The 19,800-nt window shown below is 50.3% G+C and carries 12 protein-coding genes and 3 pseudogenes; 8 read left to right on the top strand and 7 right to left on the bottom strand.

Annotated elements, in window-relative coordinates:
- The first annotated feature begins 594 nt into the window (after window positions 1-594).
- From ABDK09_12095 to ABDK09_12080, 4 genes are all read left to right on the top strand, one after another.
- A complete protein-coding gene (locus tag ABDK09_12095; GenBank protein ID XAW90731.1) occupies window positions 595-1,101 on the top strand; it encodes a sigma-70 family RNA polymerase sigma factor in 507 nt (168 codons plus the stop codon).
- The gene (locus ABDK09_12090) at window positions 1,094-1,819 is read left to right on the top strand and encodes a DUF3379 domain-containing protein (GenBank protein XAW90200.1); all 726 of its coding nucleotides are present in this window, start codon (window positions 1,094-1,096) and stop codon (window positions 1,817-1,819) included. The genes ABDK09_12095 and ABDK09_12090 overlap by 8 nt, the downstream gene beginning before the upstream one ends.
- Before the next feature lie 232 nt (window positions 1,820-2,051).
- Window positions 2,052-3,290: an outer membrane protein transport protein gene (locus ABDK09_12085; protein ID XAW90199.1), complete on the top strand. Its 1,239-nt coding sequence runs from the start codon at window positions 2,052-2,054 to the stop codon at window positions 3,288-3,290.
- Between the two features lie 299 nt (window positions 3,291-3,589).
- On the top strand, window positions 3,590-4,861 hold the full coding sequence (locus tag ABDK09_12080; protein ID XAW90198.1) for an outer membrane protein transport protein: 1,272 nt from the start codon (window positions 3,590-3,592) through the stop codon (window positions 4,859-4,861).
- Window positions 4,862-4,975: 114 nt separating this feature from the next.
- On the opposite strand, the gene ABDK09_12075 is transcribed toward ABDK09_12080, so the two are convergent.
- Window positions 4,976-5,458 carry a low molecular weight protein-tyrosine-phosphatase gene (locus ABDK09_12075; protein XAW90197.1) on the bottom strand — a complete coding sequence of 161 codons (483 nt, stop codon included), beginning with the start codon at window positions 5,456-5,458 and terminating at the stop codon, window positions 4,976-4,978.
- 226 nt (window positions 5,459-5,684) lie between these two features.
- Between ABDK09_12075 and ABDK09_12070 the strand changes: the two genes are divergently transcribed.
- Together ABDK09_12070 and cobO are read left to right on the top strand one after the other, a co-directional pair.
- Entirely contained in the window at window positions 5,685-6,983 is a 1,299-nt protein-coding gene (locus ABDK09_12070; protein ID XAW90196.1) for a PAS domain-containing methyl-accepting chemotaxis protein, read from the top strand.
- Between the two features lie 191 nt (window positions 6,984-7,174).
- Window positions 7,175-7,771: a cob(I)yrinic acid a,c-diamide adenosyltransferase gene (gene cobO / locus ABDK09_12065; GenBank protein XAW90195.1), complete on the top strand. Its 597-nt coding sequence runs from the start codon at window positions 7,175-7,177 to the stop codon at window positions 7,769-7,771.
- Between the two features lie 153 nt (window positions 7,772-7,924).
- Here cobO and ABDK09_12060 read toward each other — a convergent pair whose 3' ends face one another.
- From ABDK09_12060 to apbC, 3 genes are all read right to left on the bottom strand, one after another.
- On the bottom strand, window positions 7,925-10,039 hold the full coding sequence (locus ABDK09_12060; GenBank protein ID XAW90194.1) for an AsmA family protein: 2,115 nt from the start codon (window positions 10,037-10,039) through the stop codon (window positions 7,925-7,927).
- Between the two features lie 133 nt (window positions 10,040-10,172).
- Window positions 10,173-10,814 carry a uridine kinase gene (gene udk, locus ABDK09_12055; protein XAW90193.1) on the bottom strand — a complete coding sequence of 214 codons (642 nt, stop codon included), beginning with the start codon at window positions 10,812-10,814 and terminating at the stop codon, window positions 10,173-10,175.
- 175 nt (window positions 10,815-10,989) lie between these two features.
- On the bottom strand, window positions 10,990-12,066 hold the full coding sequence (gene apbC / locus ABDK09_12050) for an iron-sulfur cluster carrier protein ApbC (protein XAW90192.1): 1,077 nt from the start codon (window positions 12,064-12,066) through the stop codon (window positions 10,990-10,992).
- Window positions 12,067-12,372: 306 nt separating this feature from the next.
- Here apbC and metG point away from each other — a divergent pair.
- Both metG and ABDK09_12040 read left to right on the top strand, forming a co-directional pair.
- A pseudogene (metG, locus tag ABDK09_12045) lies at window positions 12,373-14,440 on the top strand (methionine--tRNA ligase).
- 216 nt (window positions 14,441-14,656) lie between these two features.
- On the top strand, window positions 14,657-15,463 hold the full coding sequence (locus ABDK09_12040; GenBank protein XAW90191.1) for a hypothetical protein: 807 nt from the start codon (window positions 14,657-14,659) through the stop codon (window positions 15,461-15,463).
- A gap of 118 nt (window positions 15,464-15,581) precedes the next feature.
- On the opposite strand, the pseudogene udp reads toward ABDK09_12040, so the two are convergent.
- The 3 genes and pseudogenes from udp to ABDK09_12025 form a co-directional block, all read right to left on the bottom strand.
- Window positions 15,582-16,344: pseudogene (gene udp / locus ABDK09_12035) on the bottom strand (uridine phosphorylase).
- Window positions 16,345-16,621: 277 nt separating this feature from the next.
- Window positions 16,622-18,985 carry a zinc/cadmium/mercury/lead-transporting ATPase gene (locus ABDK09_12030; protein ID XAW90190.1) on the bottom strand — a complete coding sequence of 788 codons (2,364 nt, stop codon included), beginning with the start codon at window positions 18,983-18,985 and terminating at the stop codon, window positions 16,622-16,624.
- A 309-nt stretch (window positions 18,986-19,294) separates the two neighbouring features.
- Window positions 19,295-19,712: pseudogene (locus ABDK09_12025) on the bottom strand (CBS domain-containing protein).
- Window positions 19,713-19,800 lie beyond the last annotated feature (88 nt).

Genomic DNA, 19,800 nt, shown 5'->3' with positions numbered 1-19,800 from the left:
AGCGTTTAAATAAACGTGATATGCACACTGAAACACGCGATTTCTTGTTTACTCTCGCACAATCGCCCCAGCCGTTAGTAAAGAGATTGAAAGTTTTTCAATAAACAGACAGAGCGCACATATGCAGGTAACCTGACGCCGTGCTGGTATCGGGTGCCGTCACTTGGCAAATGAGTCGCTGGCAAATGACAGGCAAAAAAAAACCACACAGAACTGTGTGGTCGGAATGTATTCAAGCAATTAACTTACGCCAATTGAAAAGTAATCAGTTTCCTGATTAGGAGAAAGTAAAGTCAGCCTTCAAAAGGAAGTGTCATCTTGCTCAACACGCTAGCCACAAGGACTAACTAGATGACGTGAACCACTATAACGCGCTCAGCACAGCACATTTTGAATTAGATCAATTTTATCGTGGTTTTGAAGAGTCATTACTGCCTAAACTTGATTCAGAACAATCTCTGACCACATTTCACAACCGAATCGGGATTCAGTCTGGCAAGCAAGCCAGCTACATACGGTTCGCGCACGGAGAATTTTGTGTCATTACTGAAAAAAATCGGAAAGAAATTTTCCAAACCTCCGGTCAATACCGGTATGGACAGACAAAAAAAATATGAAGCACTGGTTCGTGCTTACCACCGCGATCTCTACCGTTACGCCTACTGGCTGTGCCAAGATCAAAGCGTGGCTCAGGATCTGGTGCAGGAAACTTGCCTGCGCGCGTGGAAATCACTCGATAGCCTGCAAGATGAAAAGGCGGCAAAATCTTGGCTGATCACTATCTTACGCCGGGAGAATGCGCGCCGTTTCGAACGCAAGCAATTCGATTTGGTCGATTTGGATGATTACAGTGGCGAAGCCAAAGTGTCGGATGATGCGCATCATCAACAGGAGTGGCTGCAGGCACAAATCATGAAGCTGGACATCGATTACCGCGAACCGCTTTTTTTGCAGGTAATCGGTGGCTTTAGTGGCGAAGAGATCGCCGATATACTGGAGCTCAATAAAAACACTGTGATGACTCGTTTATTCCGGGCCCGCAATCAATTGAAAGACATGTTAGATTCCGCAGACAACTACAGGGGGCAGCAAAATGGATGAATTAGAATTCCGTCGTCGCATTCTGTCCGATCCGAAGCAGCGCGATAAAGAGATACAGCAGGCCATCTCGACCAGTGACAGTAACGCCAGGTACGCGGAAGATATTCTCAATCTTGATGCGAAAATTGCCGAGGCGATGCGGGTCGATGTTCCCGATAGTCTGGCGGATCGTATCCTGTTCAGTCATAACGCCGTCAATGACAATGTTGTGCGTCCGCGCTTTATGCGCCGCGCCATGGCAATGGCCGCCTCGGTCGCATTTGTGTTCGGCCTTCTCGCCGGCCAACTGAACTGGGGTAATCTGTTGGTGCCACCGGCCCAGGCCAGCCTGGCGGAGATGGCAGTCAGCCACGTGTTGAATGAAGAAGGATTTGTGGCTTCGATTGATGAGCAGGTCAGTTCACGACAAATCAACGCCAAGATGCGCCCGTTCCATTATCAGTTCGATAAGAACTTTCCGTACCACGTCTATTACCTAAACCACTGCGGTTTCGGAGACTCCAATGCCTTGCATGTGGTGTTCCAAGGCGAAACAGGCAAAGTCACGCTGTTTTTGACCCATATGCCCGCAGAAGGCAAAGTCGATTTCAACCACAATGGCATGACCGGAGTGATTGAACCTGTCGGTAATATGAGCCTGATACTGGTTGGTGGTGAGGGTGAAAACGTCGACAAAATCGCCCGCCATCTGATGCCGATGATAAAATCATCAAAATAATCTTTCCGACCCGCTCTATTGAGCGGGTTTTTAAATGTTAAAATAGAGTTAAAACTCTAAAGTTCTACATTTATCCGCATTTTCGTGCCAATTAACCTCCAATTCTGTAACTTTACCGTCCAATTAGACAATGGTCGGATTTCTATCTTATATACTAGCGTCTAGTATCAGCCACCAACTGAGCAATTGCTCAAACTAACGCCCGAAGAGGCGAAATAAAAAGGAAAAAAGCATGAACAAGACGCGTCTGTTTAAGCAGTCACTATTAGCAGTGACAATCTCTCTGGCTACGCAGCAAGCAGTGGCTGCGGGCTTCCAGCTCAATGCACAATCCGCAACCGGCCTTGGCCGTGCCTTTGCAGGTGATGCCGTTATCGCAGATAACGCGGCGGTTATGGCACGTAACCCGGCCGCGATGGCGCTGTTTGACAAAACCGCGCTATCACTGGGTTTTGAGACCATTACCACCGATATCGAAGTAAAAAATGCGACTCGCACTAACGTACTGGGAGAGAGCCAAAACGCCGACTATGACGATGCAGGTGCAACTTCAGTCGCACCTAATATCCATCTGATCGTGCCGGTCAACGAAACCTTTGCCTGGGGTGTGGATGCCTACTCAAACTTTGGCACCAAAACTCAATTCAGCAGCTCATATAACGCTGGTGAGTATGGCGGCGAGACCGAAATTCTAAGTATGAACTTTGGTTTGGCCGGTTCTTACCGCCTCAACAAACAGTGGAGCTTTGGTGCTGGCCTGGATCTGATTTACGGCCAGGGAACATTGAAACGTACCTTTAGTGATGATGCTTTCAGTGCACCGCTTACCGCTCTGAACGGCTACAAAGCCGTAGATGTCGATAAAGCTGATGGCTGGGGTGTCGGTTTTAACGTTGGTACCGTGTACGAAATGGATGAAAACAACCGTTTTGGTCTGGCTTACCGCTACAGCCCGGAAATCACCGCCAAAGACGGTGATAAAGAAGTCAAACTGCCGCTGCCTGATATTGCTGAGTTCTCCGGTTACCATCGTATCGACAATACTCCGTTTGCGGTTCACTACAGCATTCAGTACATCGGCTGGGATACGTTCGACCAAATCAAATTCAAGAATGAAAACGTAGACAGTAAAGCATACGAATGGCAGGACGGCTGGCACTACTCTCTGGGTGGTACTTACTACATGAACAAAGACTGGACGCTGCGCGCCGGTTACATGTATGACACCAGTGCGCAAGATGAGTTGACGTCGATTTCCGTGCCAGATTCGGACCGTCAATGGTTCTCAGCCGGTTTCACCTACCATATTGACGAACAGTCAAATGTCGATTTCGGCGCCACTTACCTGATGGGTAAAGATGTGGAAGTATCAGAATCCACCTCAGCAATGGGAACCACAGTTTCTACGCTAAGCGGCACCACCCGCGCCAATGCGATCCTGTTGGGCTTACAGTACAGCCGTACTTTCTAAGCTGACTAAGATCCACAACACCACTTTAAAGGGCTGGCTTACCAGCCCTTTTTATTTTCAGAGTCCTGTTGTTCACTATTTCAGCGCACATACGTTCACCATACGGTCGGTTACACCCTACATGTGTACGCTGAAAAGCCAATACCCCTACAATTGCTATCAGTTAATTTAACCAAATATCGTACGTTTTGCGGTGTATTTATTCAAACAGCCGCTTTTTGACATATTTAATTTTTAAAGTAAAAGCTCTACCCGTAAGATCGCAGATCCACTTTCAGATAAATTCAGCGAACATGATAATGACAAAAAATAAAACTCTACTCTCTTCTGCTATTGCATGTGGTTTATTGAGCGTTTCAACTGTCACTCAGGCAGCTGGCTTTCAGTTAGCCGAATACTCAGCCACCGGACTGGGACGCGCTTACGCGGGTGAAGCCGCTATGGCGGACAACGCCGGCGCGCAGTGGCGCAACCCTGCCATGCTAACATATCTGAAAGGGACCCAAGTGTCCGTCGGTGCGGTTTACGTTAACCCGAATGTGGATGTCGACGGCACCGTATCTCACGCTCTGCTGGGCAGCACCGACGCCAGTGCCAGTGACTATGCCGATGATGCTATCATCCCTAACTTCTACTTTTCTCAGCAGATCGACGATCGCTGGGCCATCGGCTTTGCGCTGGGCACCAACTACGGCATGAAAACTGACTTATCTGGTTTCAACGCCAGTCACTTTGGTGATTCAGCCAACATTGAAACCATGGAAGCCAACCTCAACCTGGCGTACAAGTTAACTGACGCCGTCAGCGTTGGCGCCGGTGTACGTTATGTTGAAGGTGAAGGCCACTTTGGTGCCAGCGCACCGACCCGTAACGCATTGTCACTGCCGCAAGGCACAACCCTGAAATACATGGAAGGAGATGATGAGAGCTGGGGCTGGCAGGTTGGTACTGCATGGCAGATCAATGATGCACACCGGGTAGCCATCACTTATAAATCTGAAGTCGTGATGGACTTCGAAGGACATGCTGAAGGCGTCAGCTATGGTACGCATAAACCGGGTAAGCTGTCTGTCACGCTGCCGGCGACCGCTGAACTGGCGACCTTCCACCAGTTGACACCAAGCTGGGCGGTACATACCAGCATCAACTGGACCGACTGGAGCGCATTTGATCAGCTGACGGCCGAGTTTAACGACGGCAGCTCGGATTTGATCAAATCAGAAAACTGGAAAGATAACTACCGCTTTGCTGTGGGTACAACCTATGCTCTAAATCAGGATTGGGTCGTGCGTGGCGGTATCGCGTATGACCTTTCAGCGGTCAGTGAAGAACATCGCACCGCAACGATTCCGGAAACCGATCGTACCTGGCTCAGCATCGGTGCCGGTTATAACGTCACCAAACAACTGACCATCGACGCTGGCTTTACCTACATTTTTGCCAAAGATGCTTCAATGTCTGAACCGCGTGATGCATCCGACCAGACAGCAGCAGCGATTGGCGGCGCCTTCGATGCTCAGGTCACCGGTAATGTCTGGATTGCCGGTGTGCAAGCCAGTTACCAGTTCTGATCGTCATCTGTTGCGCTTGTCCTCTGGCCCGATACGGGCCAGAAGATGATAATAAAACGGCCCGCTGTGATAAGCAGGCCGTTGACATTTTTAAGCCGGGTCCAATGCGCTGCGCTAGCACTGACCTTTACTTTTGAGTTTGTGCAGCAGGCTGTCAGACGCCTCTTCAATCAAATCCAGCACCAGTTCAAAACCATTCTCGCCCCCATAATACGGATCGGGAATTTCATCATATTCTGAACGGCCATGGCTTAAGAACAGCGACAACTTATGCTGATGCTCTTTAGGGCAGCGATTAGCGAGATCGTTAAGGTTTTCACTGTCTGCCGCCAGAATCATGTCAAAACGGGCAAAATCCTCATCGGTCACTTTACGCGCCTGCATCCCTTCAAACGAGTAGCCCCGTTTTTCTCCCGCAGCCCGTGCACGCGCATCCGGCGGATTGCCCTGGTGGTAACCGATCGTCCCGGCAGACTCAACATGCAATTGAGCGCCAAGTTGCTGCGCTTTTGCTTTCAGTACGGCTTCGGCTGTCGGCGAGCGGCAAATATTGCCCATGCAGACAACCAGAATTGATAAATCATCTGAGTTGTTCATTGTTGTCCATTCACTTATCCAACATTCCATCTTCCAATGAAACCGAATGCTGCGCGCAGGTCAAACAAGCAAGGCGGTTTTTTTAGTTATTCGTGTTATCGCTCACGAATAACTACTTAGTCTATATGCTGTTCACTTCAAAATAATCATCGGATGAATTTGATAATACTGCCATTCAGGTCGATATTTAGCATTTGGGCCAAAATCAGCTTGTTGAGGGAAAAACATGTTTGGGTCAAACAAAATTAAAAGTGCCTATCGAGCATTAGAAAGTGAAAATTGTCAGTTACACAGCTTCAAAGAGTCGATTAAGGAGCAGGTGCCCTATATCGAATTTACTCCCGATGGGCACATTCTGTTTGCCAACTCTCTGTTTCTGAATGTGGTCGGTTACCGTCTGGAAGATATCCGGGGACAGCATCACAAAACGCTCTGTTTTCCGGAAGATACAGTGACCGAAGAATATAAGAAGCTGTGGCAAGACCTGCAAAGTGGTCAGCCGGTGCGCGGACGCTTTATTCGTAAAAACAGTCAGGATCTGGCCATTTGGCTCGCCGCCACCTATTTCCCGGTTAAAGTCGATGGCAAGGTTGCCTACGTCGCCAAAGTAGCCTCTGACGTGACGCAAGAGCAACAGGAGCTCGAACGGAATCAGGCTCTGCTCAAAGCCATGGATAAGTCGTTAGCCGTGATCGATTTCGCTCCGGACGGCACCATACTCAACGCCAATAAAAACTTTTCACTCTGTATGGGGTATGACCGACAGGAGATCATCGGCCAGCATCACCGCATGTTTTGCGATCAGGAATTTCTCAGCCAAAAACCAAATTTCTGGAAAGATCTCGGCGCGGGTAAAATCCAGTCAGGCTTGTTCAAACGCGTGGATAAGTATGGCCAGACGGTGTGGCTGGAAGCCACTTACAACCCGATTTTTAACCACGAGAATAAGGTCGTCAAAATCATCAAACTGGCCAGTAACATTACCGAGCGGGTTGAACAGGCGATGGTCGTTCGCGACGCGGCGAAAAAATCCAGTCAGATCGCAGAAGAGACGGTGGCCATTGCCCGTCAGGGTCAAGACTCGGTCGCCTCGATGCTCGCCAACTCAAAACAGATTAATGAAGCGGTCGATATGGTCACCGAGCTCATCAACCAGCTCAATGATCAGTCCAAGCTCGTTGAAGCGATCGTATCCACCATCAGCGATATAGCCGGACAAACCAACTTACTGGCACTCAATGCAGCCATCGAGGCGGCCCGGGCAGGCGATCAGGGACGCGGCTTTGCCGTCGTCGCCGATGAAGTGCGTAAACTGGCGTCTCGCACCTCAGAATCAACCACTGAAATCGCGTCAGTGATCGAGACTAACTCAACCATTATCAACCACATTGATGACAAGATTAAGGTGGTACTCAGCAAGGCGATGCATGGTGAGCAACAGGCGAACAGCGTCTCGGAGGTGATCGAGGAAATCATTGTCGATGCCGATCTGGTATCTGAAACCGTGAAAAAACTCGCCATTTAGAAACGACGATAACAATGCGGCATTGTGAGCTGGCGAAGCCTGTAAGTCAGTCGCCTTATCTATCTCCATACGAATCGTTGGTTTTTGCCATGCCTGAGTTACGTTATGATATGGGCCATAGTGATGATAGCGCGTAACGTTATCACCCCGATATCAATGAAATAAATCAAAAGGATTGCGCATGTCCAGCGATGACATCAAACAAGAAACGCCATCAGGCACGCCAGCAGAAAGTCAAAGAAAAAGTCGACGCACGAGTTGCAGCGGCTCAGGAAGTCAAAGGCCTGCTGCTGATCATCACCGGTAACGGTAAAGGTAAATCGACTTCGGGCTTTGGCACCGTTGCGCGTGCGGTTGGACATGATAAAAAATGTGCGGTTGCCCAGTTTATTAAAGGGACCTGGGATAACGGCGAACGCAACCTGCTGGAAAAGCTGGGCGTTGAGTTCCAGGTCATGGCCACCGGCTTTACCTGGGAAACCCAGAATAAAGAAAGCGATACTGCGGCTGCACAAATAGTGTGGCAGGAATGCAAACGCATGCTGCAGGATGAGTCGCTGGATGTGGTTCTGTTTGACGAGCTGACCTATATGGTGAACTACGGCTACATTGAACTGGACGAAGTGGTGGAAGCGCTGCAAAACCGTCCGCACATGCAGTCCGTTATCATCACCGGACGTGGCGCGCACCGCACTCTGATTGAAATGGCCGATACCGTTTCTGAAGTGAAAAACGTGAAACACGCATTCGAGTCCGGTGTCAAAGCCCTGCAAGGCGTAGACTGGTAATCACAGGTCACCGTTCAGCGGGCCGGCACTCTCGCGGCTCAGAATGGGCCGTCGCCCGTCGCAGAAAACCGGTTCATAACATAATCGGTTCGTAACAAACGAAAGGGGCTGGAAATTCCAGCCCCTTTGTTTATCTTCCGCAATGGTCATTGATCAGTTGAACAGACCTTTCAGTAAGCCATCAACGGCTTTCTTAGTCTTCTCATCTTTGATCTTTTCATCCAGTTTCTCGTTCAGTTTTTCCAGACCGCGATCCACTTCTTTCTTAGCCTTTTCCTTCAACACATCATCAAACACCAGACGGAATTTAGGATCAGCCCACTGCCCTGACACATTGATTGGAATGGTCACGTCACGCAGTTCGTCCAGATTCTTACCACCCTGCCCCTGCAGCGTGCCAACAATCGAAGTGCGCACCAGAAAATCCACCGTTTCCTGAATGTAGTTCGCTTTGCCTTCACCGTGAATACGCAGCAACGGTGATTGCATATTGAGATCATTGGTCGTCACTTCACCCTTGCTCAATTTCAGCGTAGCCGTCATCGCACTGAAGTCTGTTTTCTGCACCGCTTTGGTTTCGTCAACCGATTCGCCTTTAAAGCGAGCGTAGTTGGTCCGGATCATCTGCGCAATGTTGATACCATTAACCGCACCGTCAGCAAAATTGATCCCGACGGTACCGGCCAGATTCTGCTTGATACCGGTCGGTGTCAGACTCTTACCTTGCAGATTCATCTCAATATTACCTGTACCTTCCAGACGATCGTTATCGGCCACATCTTTGAGCAGTGGCTGTACTTTCACCCCGCTGACGCTGTTTTTGACCGTGTACGAGGCTGGCGACTGGCGTGCATCGATGCGGGCGTTGGCCGCGATACTACCTTCGTACAGATTGGCACTGAACGACTTAAGATCCACGATGCCACGGTTGACGGCAAAACTGGTTTTAACGTTCTGCATCTTGGCGTTGCTGGCCTTAAATTTATCGATCACGATATCACCGGCAACATCCAGCGTTTTCAGCGCAGACAAGTCCGGCTCAGCTTCCGCTTGTTTCGCTACCGCGGGCTTACTTTCCCCTGAACCCGCCGCTGCCTCAGTTTGATTCAGTCCCAGGAACTCATCCAGGTCGATGTCCGGGCTGTGCAGGTTAAAACGGACTTTCGCGATATCGCCCAGAACCACATTGGCTTTACCATCGAACTGCAACGCATTAGCGGTCAGCTTTTCCAGCACCAGATTCAGCGTACTCTTGGTGATATCAAACGCCACATCCGATTGCATGGTCACTTTCATCGGCGACTGCGGTAACGCTGCACCTTCCAGGTTGGCAGTCATATCAAGCTGATTCACCGCCACTTTAGAAATGTCTTTATCGACTTCGACAGAGGCGCCACCGCTGGCATCCAAATCCATATCCGCTGCTTTGCCTTTTACCGCAAAAGTCAGTTTATTGGCTTTATCAAACTCGAAAGTATCCAGCGTCACTTTGGCGGAATCAATCTTAGTCGCCGCATCACTGTAGTTGGCGTCCAGATTAATGTTGCGCAGAGCGTACTGTTTGAAATCTTGTGACAGTTTGATTTCGGCCTGACCACTGGCACCAAACTGTTGCTGGTTCATGCTGCCTTTAGCGGAGAAATCAACGCTGGTCCAGGTATCGGCGGCAAATTCTGACACGGCAAGCTGAACATCATACAGCTTGGTCATGGTACCGGCCTGCTGATCCTGAATTTCCAGCAGCGCGTTGTTGACCGAAACGCCGGCCAGGTTAATGCTCCACGCCTGCTCAGTTGACGCTTGCTCGCTCGGCGTCGCAGATTCCGTATTGGCTTGAGTAGCCGAATCGTCAGCCTGTTTTGACGCTGTATCCTGGGCTTTGCTCAGGCTATCGAGGTTGGTGCGGCCATCTTTCAGCGTTTCGAGATGCACTTCAGCACCATCGAGACGAATATTACCGATATGCAGCTGTTTATCGAGCAGCGGCATAACCGAGACGTCGATGCCGACACTGTCTACTTTAAATAAATTCGGGCTGCTAAAGCCCTGTGGATTCTTGAGCTCCGTTTTGCCCAGCTCAAAGCCGATAGCCGGGAAAAACTGCCAGCCGATATCGCCTTCGATCACCAGGTCAAGGCCGGTCTGTTTTTTGGTCTGCTCAACCAAAAGTGGCTTAAATTGGTTTGGATTAACCAGTGTGACCAGTGCTGCGATCGCCCCTAGCACGACGACAACTAACACCCCTACTACCAGGAACAGTTTTTTCATCTGTTTGTTTCCTTGTATGACGGATAAATTTGGTAAGACAAGTAAACTCGTATTACGGATAAAGAAAGTGGCACCTAAAGTGCCACTAAACTTATCAGAAATAAAGAACGCTATTGCTAAGCATCGGTTAAATTTACGATTTTAGCAACTTTGCGATGTGCGCTTTCAGTACATCGATAGCAATGCGGTTTTTACCGCCACGAGGCACAATAATGTCGGCGTACTGCTTAGACGGCTCAATAAACTGCATGAACATAGGACGAACTGTCTTCTGGTACTGAGAAAGCACGGAGTCCATGGTACGACCACGTTCTTCAACGTCGCGTTTTACCCGGCGCAGCAGGCAGATATCCAGTGGCGTATCCATAAAGATGCTGGCGTGCATCAGATCACGCAGGCGAGGATCAGTCAGCAGCAGGATACCTTCCAGAATAATCACTTTCTTTGGGGTCAGAGGGGTCGTTTTTGCTGTGCGGGTATGCTCTGTATAGCTGTATTCCGGTACTTCAACCGCTTCGCCACGGGTCAGTTGCTGCAGATGCTCACACAGCAGATCATGATCCAGCGCGTTAGGATGGTCATAGTTGGTTTTGACACGCTCTTCCATGCTCAGATGGCTTTGGTCTTTATAATAGCAATCTTCCGTGATCACACCGATTTGATGGTCGCCTACTTTCGCACTCAGCTCGTTATAAATCGTTCTGGCGATCAGACTTTTCCCAGAAGCAGAGGCGCCCGCGATACCGACGATGACGCATTGATTATTATCAGACATGGTTGTGCACTCGATACAAATAGAAGAGGAAACTTGGGTAAACCGCCTGATTATAGGGAGTTCACAGGGTAGATACCAGTTTGTATTGGAGCAAAATGTCAGTAATTTTCAGGATTGAACAATATTAGTGCAGAGCAAACGATTACATTCGCTCTGCAAAATAATGTGATCTATATCAATCGACAACAGTGAAGCTGATCGGGTCCGGTTTTACACTGCCGTGCCAGTACAAACTGGCGCAAATTCGCTCAGCCAAATCGAGATAAATCGCGCTATGTTCACTGTCCGGACGCGCGACAACGGTCGGTTTGCCGGCGTCAATATCTTCACGCACGTGCAAATGCAATGGCACCTGCGCCAAGAGTGACAAGCCATACTCACTGGCCAGCGTCTGCGCGCCGCCGACACCGAAAATATGCTCTTTACCGCCACAGTGGCTGCAGATGTGGTAGCTCATGTTCTCCACCAGGCCCACCACCGGTACTTCGACTTTGTCGAACATCGCTGCCCCTTTACGGGCATCAGCCAAAGCAAGGTCTTGGGGCGTAGTCACGATCACCGCACCGGTTACCGGAATCTGCTGCGCAAGAGTCAGCTGGATATCACCGGTACCCGGCGGCATGTCGATCACCAGGTAATCCAGATCCGGCCATTCGGTTTCATTCAGCAGCTGAGCCAATGCTTTGGACGCCATAGGCCCGCGCCAGATAGTAGCGTCAGACTGATCCACCAGATAGCCTATCGACTGGGTTGCGATCCCATGTGCCATGACCGGTTGCATCCACTTGTTATCGCGCACTTGTGGTTTAGCATTCAGCTGGGCAAACATCATCGGCACTGAGGGGCCGTAAATATCCGCATCCAGCAGCCCCACTTTCGCACCGCAAGCCGAAATTGCCAGTGCCAGGTTAGCCGCCGTGGTCGATTTACCGACCCCACCTTTGGCCGAGGTCACTGCAATCACGTTTTTGACCCCTTTGATCGGGTTGGCGACTTTAGTCTGCATCGCTTTCGGCTTAACCGCCACATCGTATGCAAACCCGGCCACCTGGCCTGAAGTTTGCTGATCAGCAATCCATGCTTTGAGCTCTTGCACTACGGAATGCGCCGCAAACGGCAGTTCAATCTTAAACTGACCCGAGGCAGCAACGGTTACCAGACCCGGCGCAGCGGCCCAGTCTGGCGTTAAATTCGGATGTTGAAACTGAGATAACCAGGCACAAAAGTCCTGTTTGGACGTAAACGTAAGCATAAGCCCTCCTTTTCGCATCATGCTATCACTCTCCCGCCATAAGCAGAACCCACAAACAGTCAGGGCATTGGCTTGATCACCAAAAGAGCATCGGCCTTTGTATATCAAAGGCTTCTTTTTATCCCAAACGCAATAAACGCCCTGCTCCAGCCCCGACCCGACACTAACAACCTGCGACGTCTGCACAGTAAGAGTGTGCACAGCGTTTGCCCGCTGCGGCACCATTCATACCTTGGCGTACAGGGCGTCATCAGGTAATATTGTCCATCACATTAAATACCTATCAAACAAAGCGAATAATTAAGTATGGCAACTGAACCAAGAAACTTTCCTGCCAGGAAAATGCTGGTAACTTGTGCCCTTCCGTACGCTAACGGTTCGATCCACTTAGGTCATATGCTTGAGCATATCCAAGCGGATATTTGGGTTCGTTACCAACGCCTGCGTGGCAACATTGTAAACTTCATCTGTGCTGACGATGCTCACGGCACACCGATCATGCTTAAAGCGCAACAGATGGGTATGACTCCGGAAGAGATGATTGCCGCGGTCAGCGAAGAGCATCAGAAAGATTTCGCTGGTTTTGACATCAGCTTTGATAACTACCACAGCACACACAGTGACGAGAACCGTGAACTGGCGTCTCATATCTATCTTGAGCTGAAAAAGAACGGTTTTATTTCCAGCCGTACCATTTCTCAATTGTTTGACCCTGAAAAAGAGATGTTCCTGCCGGACCGTTTCGTTAAGGGCACCTGTCCGAAATGTAAATCGGAAGACCAGTACGGCGACAACTGTGACGCCTGTGGTGAGACTTACAGCCCGACAGAGCTGATCAACCCGCGTTCGGCCGTCTCTGGCGCAACGCCGGTCATGAAAGATTCTGAGCACTTTTTCTTCGACCTGCCTCAGTTCGAGAGCATGCTGAAAGAGTGGACCCGTTCTGGCTCACTGCAGTCAGAAACCGCCAACAAGATGCAGGAGTGGTTTGAGTCAGGTCTGCAACAGTGGGACATCTCCCGCGATGCACCTTACTTTGGCTTCGAAATTCCTGGCGAGAAGAACAAGTTCTTCTACGTCTGGCTGGATGCACCGATTGGCTACATGGGCTCATTTAAGAACCTGTGCAACAAACGTGATGACCTGGATTTCGATGAATACTGGAATAAAGACAGCCAGACTGAGCTGTACCACTTCATCGGTAAAGACATTGTTTACTTCCACAGCCTGTTCTGGCCAGCCATGCTGGACGGCAGCGGCTACCGTAAGCCAAACAACGTATTTGTGCACGGCTACGTGACCGTGAACGGCGCGAAAATGTCGAAATCAAAAGGCACGTTCGTTAAAGCCAGCACTTACCTCAAGCATCTGGATCCAGAGTGTCTGCGTTACTACTACGCTGCCAAGCTCAACAGCCGTATTGATGACCTGGATCTGAATCTGGAAGACTTTACTCAGCGTGTCAACGCTGATGTCGTTAACAAGATCGTTAACCTGGCATCACGTAACGCAGGTTTCATCACCAAGCGTTTTGACGGCAAACTGTCGGCTGAATTTGCAGAGCCTGAGCTGTACAACGAATTCGTTGCTGCTGCTGATCGCATCGCAGAGCTGTACGAAGCGCGTGAATTTGGTCGTGCGATTCGTGAAATCACTGCTCTGGCTGATAAAGCCAACCAGTATGTTGATGAAAAAGCGCCTTGGGTTGTCGCCAAGCAAGAAGGCCAGGATCAGGCACTGCAGGACATCTGTACTGTCGGTATCAACCTGTTCCGCGTACTGCTGACTTACCTTAAGCCGGTAATGCCTGGCCTGGCCGCTCGTTCTGAAGCCTTCCTGAACCAGGAAACTGACCTGGGATGGGGTTGCACAGCCGCTGACCAACCACGATATCAGTGCATTTAAAGCGCTGTTTAACCGTATTGATCCAAAGCACATCGAAGCCATGATTGAAACTTCGAAAGAAGAAGCTGCAGCCGAGAAAGCCGCCGCAGAAGCCAATGCACCAAAAGCTGAGCAAACCGAGCTGAGCAAAGACCCGATTGCTGACGAAATCGAATTTGATGATTTCGCCAAAGTGGATCTGCGTATTGCTAAAATCGTCTCGTGCGAGTCAGTGCCAAAAGCGGACAAACTGCTGAAATTCCAGCTCGATATCGGCGGTGAAATGCGTCAGGTATTCTCTGGTATTAAAGCCGCTTACAACCCGGAAGATCTGGTGGGTAAATACACGGTTGTCGTTGCCAACCTGAAACCACGTAAGATGAAATTCGGTATGTCAGAGGGCATGATTCTGGCCGCCGGCCCTGGTGGCAGCGAATTGTGGATCCTTGAGCCGCATGAAGGCGCTCAACCTGGTATGCGCGTAATGTAACCAGCTGTTCTGTAAGAACATTTAATTGAAGAACTCCCACTCTCTTTTGAGGTGGGAGTTTTTTTATTGAACTCGCTCACACTTTTAGTTCATCGTGCACACATTTAGTGCAAGATAAAGTTTAAAAACTTGTTAATTCATTGATTTAAAAGAAATAAAAAACTGGCATCAACCCTGCACTGGTTTAGGTACAGAAACATTAACAAGGAGTTGGTTATGTTTGTCTTAATATCAATGCTGATTTCTATCGGGATTTTAGGCCTGATGTTTTTCTTTGCCAAACAAAGAGAGTCAACCCTGCAACGTAAATACGAGCTGCTGGTCGATCTGCGCCAGGTGCTCTACCTCTGCCGCCAACACCGCAGTGCGACTCATCACGCGCTGATGTTTGGTGAGCACAGAGAGACCGAACTGAATCATCTGCATGATCTGATTCATGAGAAATCTAACCATCTTATTGTTATCGCTCACTTCGACAACAAACCTATGTACCGCATTCTACAGTTGAAGTTGAAAGCGCTGATGAAAGAGTGGTCAGATCGCAACATAGCCCGCAACCAGATGGTGCATGGCAAAGCGATTCGTCACTGTATGTTCCTGATGGACGAGGTAATGCTGGCGTGGCTGGTTGAATCCAACCGCGAAGATCTGAGCGACGAATACCACATGAACTGGCAGCAAGTGATTGATACCATGGAAGCACTGACTCAGCTGCGCATCTCTATCGAGGATATGCATAGCACCGAGGGACGTGCCCGCATGCAGCATTACTGCGATGTGGTACGACGTAAACTCAATCAGCTGGCGCTGATTAGTCCGCTCTCTATCGCCGCACCTGCGTGCTCAAAAGCGATGCATACACTGTCCGAACTGCATGACAATCCATCCTATGAAATTGATGCAGAACGTCTTTATCAGCTGACTTCCGACGTGTCACTCAGCATCGCACATGTGTATGACCATATGCTGGCCGAGCTGACCGAGAGCCTGTATATACCGCTTCCTAAACTGGTGATTGCGTAATCTGTTGATTAATTAAAGCTGATGATTGAATCAGCAAAGATAACAACCACTAACACGTTCAATTGGCATAAAAAAGCGCCCTGACAGGCGCTTTTCCTTTTTATCTTATCGGTCAGGCTCAGCTCAGCATCTTACGTGCCGCTTCGACCACAACTTTGATCGAACGAGCTTCTGTCTCTTTCAGCGTCGCATGATCAGGGATCTCTTGTTGGGTACGGTTGATAATAACCCCGGCCACACAACCGGCTTTGAGGCCTGAACTGGCACACATGGTCAGCAGTGTCGCTGATTCCATCTCAAAGTTAAGCACACCCATCTCCTGCCACTCTTTCATCGAGCCCTGGAAACGGCGCACAACGCGACCGGTAAAGGTATCGTAACGCTCCTGACCTGGATAGAAGGTATCACTTGATGCAGTGACACCCATGTGCACTGTAGCGCCACTCTCTTCCGCCGCCTGTTTCATTGCCGTCGCGACAGCAAAGTCCGGGACAGCCGGAAATTCCATCGGCGCGAAATGCAGGCTGGCACCATCCAGACGCACCGAACCTGTGGTCACGATCATATCGCCGACATTCACATGGGGTTGAATCGCACCAGTGGTGCCGACACGCAGGAAAGAAACGCACACCAAGCTGCGCTAACTCTTCAACCGCAATCGAGGTCGAAGGACCACCAATACCAGTAGAACAAACCACAACCGGCTGGCCATCAAGCTCTGCACGATACAGGGTGTATTCACGTAGGCTGGCGAGAAACACAGGGTTTTCCATCAGGTCTGCAATTTTTTGTACACGGGCAGGATCACCAGGGATGATCGCCAGAGTTGCACCATTGAGATCTTCTTGAGTAACACCAAGGTGGAACACAGCTTGAGACATAAGTTTCTCCTAGATTGTGGCTTATTCAGCGCATAGGTATATTTGGGTACAGAGCTACTTTAGCCGACTCACCAGTAACAATAAGTGACAACAATCACAATACAATGAACACAAATATTTTCATTTTCACAATAAAGAGATCAATATCACACAAACGTATCATTTGAGTACAAATAATCGCCAACTCAGAACAGTCACACCAGCCTCTGATCTCTGCCCCGCCAAGTATAGACCATTGCCAGACTATCTCTGGCGCGGCCAGAAACAAACGGATGACTTACTGTTTAAACTTGAGCAAACGCAGTGCATTCAGGGTGACCAACGCCGTAGCGCCACTGTCCGCCAGTACTGCGACCCACAATCCGGTGACACCAAGCAGACTGGTGACCAAAAACAGCCCCTTTAAACCCAGCGCCAGAGTGACATTCTGGGTGATATTATCCATCACCGCGCGTGACAGCTTGATCATGCCAGCCAGTTCTGTGAGACGGTTATGCGTCAGAGCCGCATCCGCCGTTTCCAGCGCAACATCTGTCCCGCCGCCCATCGCGATACCAATATGGGCCGCCTTCATCGCCGGCGCATCATTGATGCCGTCACCGACCATGGCGACCCGCCGACTATCTGCCAGCCGGGCAACATGCGTGACTTTATCCTGTGGCAGCAAACCCGCCTCGAACTCGATATTAAGCTTGTCGGCAATCGCCGCAGCACTGACGGCATTATCACCAGTCAGCATAGTGGTTCGAATGCCGAGAGCCTGCAATTCACCTATCGCCCGGCTTGCATCTTCGCGCAAGGCATCCTGCCAGGCTATCAGTCCGATGGCCTGCTTGTCCTGCAACACCACAACCACTGTCTTGCCCTGCTCTTCAAGCTGTCGGATATTTTCCTGCAGGTCCGCCCCTGCGGGCTGGTCGAGATACGCAGGGGCGAGAATCTGATAATGGTGACCGTCGAGTTCACCGCTGACTCCGCGGCCGACTTGCGCCTGTTTATCTGTGGCATGCGGCACGGCGATGTTACGTCGTTCGGCTTCTTGCACCACTGAAATCGCCAGCGGATGCCTGGACCCGGTCTCGATCGCCGCAACACAGCCCAACAAAGCATCAGGGCTCCAGTCCGGTACAGGTACCACATCCGTCACTTGCGGTTTACCCTTAGTCAGAGTGCCGGTCTTATCAAATGCCACAGCGTCTACCCGGCCCAGTCGCTCCAACGCCGCTCCGCCTTTGATTAAAGCACCGCGCGAAGCAGCGGCTGCCAATCCGGAAGTGATGGCTGCCGGTGTCGAGATAACTAAAGCACAAGGACAGGCGATGAGCAGCATAGCCAAACCGCGATAAATCCAGGTCTCCCACGGCTGGGCAAACATCAGCGGCGGAACCAGCACCACCACCAGCGCCACCACCATCATTAACGGTGTATACCAACGGCTGAATGAATCCATAAAACGAGCCACCGGCGCTTTATGCGACTCCGCCTCTTCAATCAAATGCAGGATGCGGTCGATGGCATTGTCACCAGGACTGGATGTGATGGTCATTTCTATGACCCGATCGACAACCACAGAACCCGCCGCTAACGCATCTCCGGCGCGATGTTCCACCGGTAAAGGTTCTCCGGTCAGAGCGCTTTCATCAATACTGGCCGCCGTATTCATCAGCTGACCATCGGCCGGAAGGCGTCCGCCCGGCGCCACTTCGACCCGGTCACCCGGGCGCAATTCAGAAACCGCTACTTCAACACGTTGCCCTGAGCGGAGACAAACCGCCGTTTCCGGCACCAAAGCCATTAGCGCCTGCACACCACTGCGGGCACGTGAAGCGGCAAAGCCTTCCAGCCGCTCACCAATCAAAAACAGCAGCAATACCATGGCCGCTTCTGCGGTTTCACCCAGATACAACGCACCTAATGCCGCCACTGTCATCAGGGTTTCAATCGCGAACGGGGTTCCGCTGCGCATCAGCCGCCAAGCTTTGGTCGCAATCGGCATTAATCCCACCAGGCAGGTCGCGGCAAACAGCCAGCGTCCCGCCTCAGGCTGCCACCACTGTACCCCCGTAGCAAGCAACATCATCAACACCAACATGACGATGCGGCAAGTGTCCGACTGCAGCCAGGTATTGGCCGGTTTATCCGCAGCACCAGACTGACTTTGCCCGCTGCTGCGGATATCAAATCCGGTCTTGATCACGGTTTGCTCAATCGCCTCAGCAGTCGCTGCATCATTAAACTGCACCACCAGCTTTTCGGTGGCAAACAACACTCTTACATCAACAATATCGGCTAACTGACCAACCGCATTTTCGATTTTGCGGGCACAGGACGGGCAATCCATCCCTTCGACCTGCCAACTCTGACGGTAGTTACTGTGATGCCTTGTTGTTGCCTGATCCCCGGCCTCTTCTGGCTGTGTCCCATCACGCTGTGAGTGATCGCAACAGCCGTGGTGATCGTGCTGTTGGGCGTGATTGCTTTCACCCTGTGATTCACAGCTCTGTGTCTCATGACTTTGAGACTCAGCACGCTTTGGCTCAGCACAAGCATGCGCGGAGCAGCAAGACGCTGCCGGTTTGGATGCAGCAGGACTGGGATCTTCGGAATGCGATACACCGCAACCCTGATGTGGCAGGCTCATGTTGGTCTCCTCTTATCAGCTATCAGTTCGCTGTCTCTTTCCGGCCGGCATTGTTGCAGTTGCACGCCTAATACTGCATGCAGACTTACCGTGCTTTAAACGTCAGTATCAACAACAGACGGAAAGCGACATTTGTAAACAGCATACACCTTGGAGCTAACTCCAGGGTCAAGCCTTTCTGGTAAAAAACACGAGGAAGCCAGTTAAAAAGACACGAGCGAAAAAGGGAATAAAAAACGGGCACCGTGGTGCCCGCAGACTGTTTGACAAAATTGACTGGCCACTAATAGAGTTGGCTCAGCGCAAACGTTATACCGGATGCTTAAAGCAGGTCGCGAGATTTTTGCCAATGGCCAGCAGTACATCCCGACGGGTTATGATACCGACCAGCTTATTATCGTCGACCACCGGATAAACTTTCGGTTTACCTACTTTCATCATCTGCGCCAGTTCGATGATCGACATTTCCGGCGAGACAGAGAGGACCTCTTCGTGCATGCAGTCGCTGACAATATGCGTATCCTGACAGTGATAGCTGACTTTAATCAGCTTTTCCAGTAAGTCCTGTTCGGACAAAAAGCCAATCACCCGTTTCCCTGTCATCAATCACAGGCCCACCCAGATGGTTCGAATGGATTACCCTATCCAACGCTGCGGTTAATGACATTTCAGGTCTAAATGTCACCGCTTTTTTAGTCATATAGTCTCTTACTTTTAGCGAATCCATGTCTGTCTCCTTAGCACACCGCTCCCTAAAGCTACTTATAGGATAAGTGTTGACTAATTTCTTGATTTTACTAAATGGAAACTGTCAA

Source organism: Vibrio sp. CDRSL-10 TSBA (assembly GCA_039696685.1).
Taxonomy (GTDB): Bacteria; Pseudomonadota; Gammaproteobacteria; order Enterobacterales; family Vibrionaceae; genus Vibrio.
This window is presented reverse-complemented; position numbering and strand designations above follow the sequence as displayed.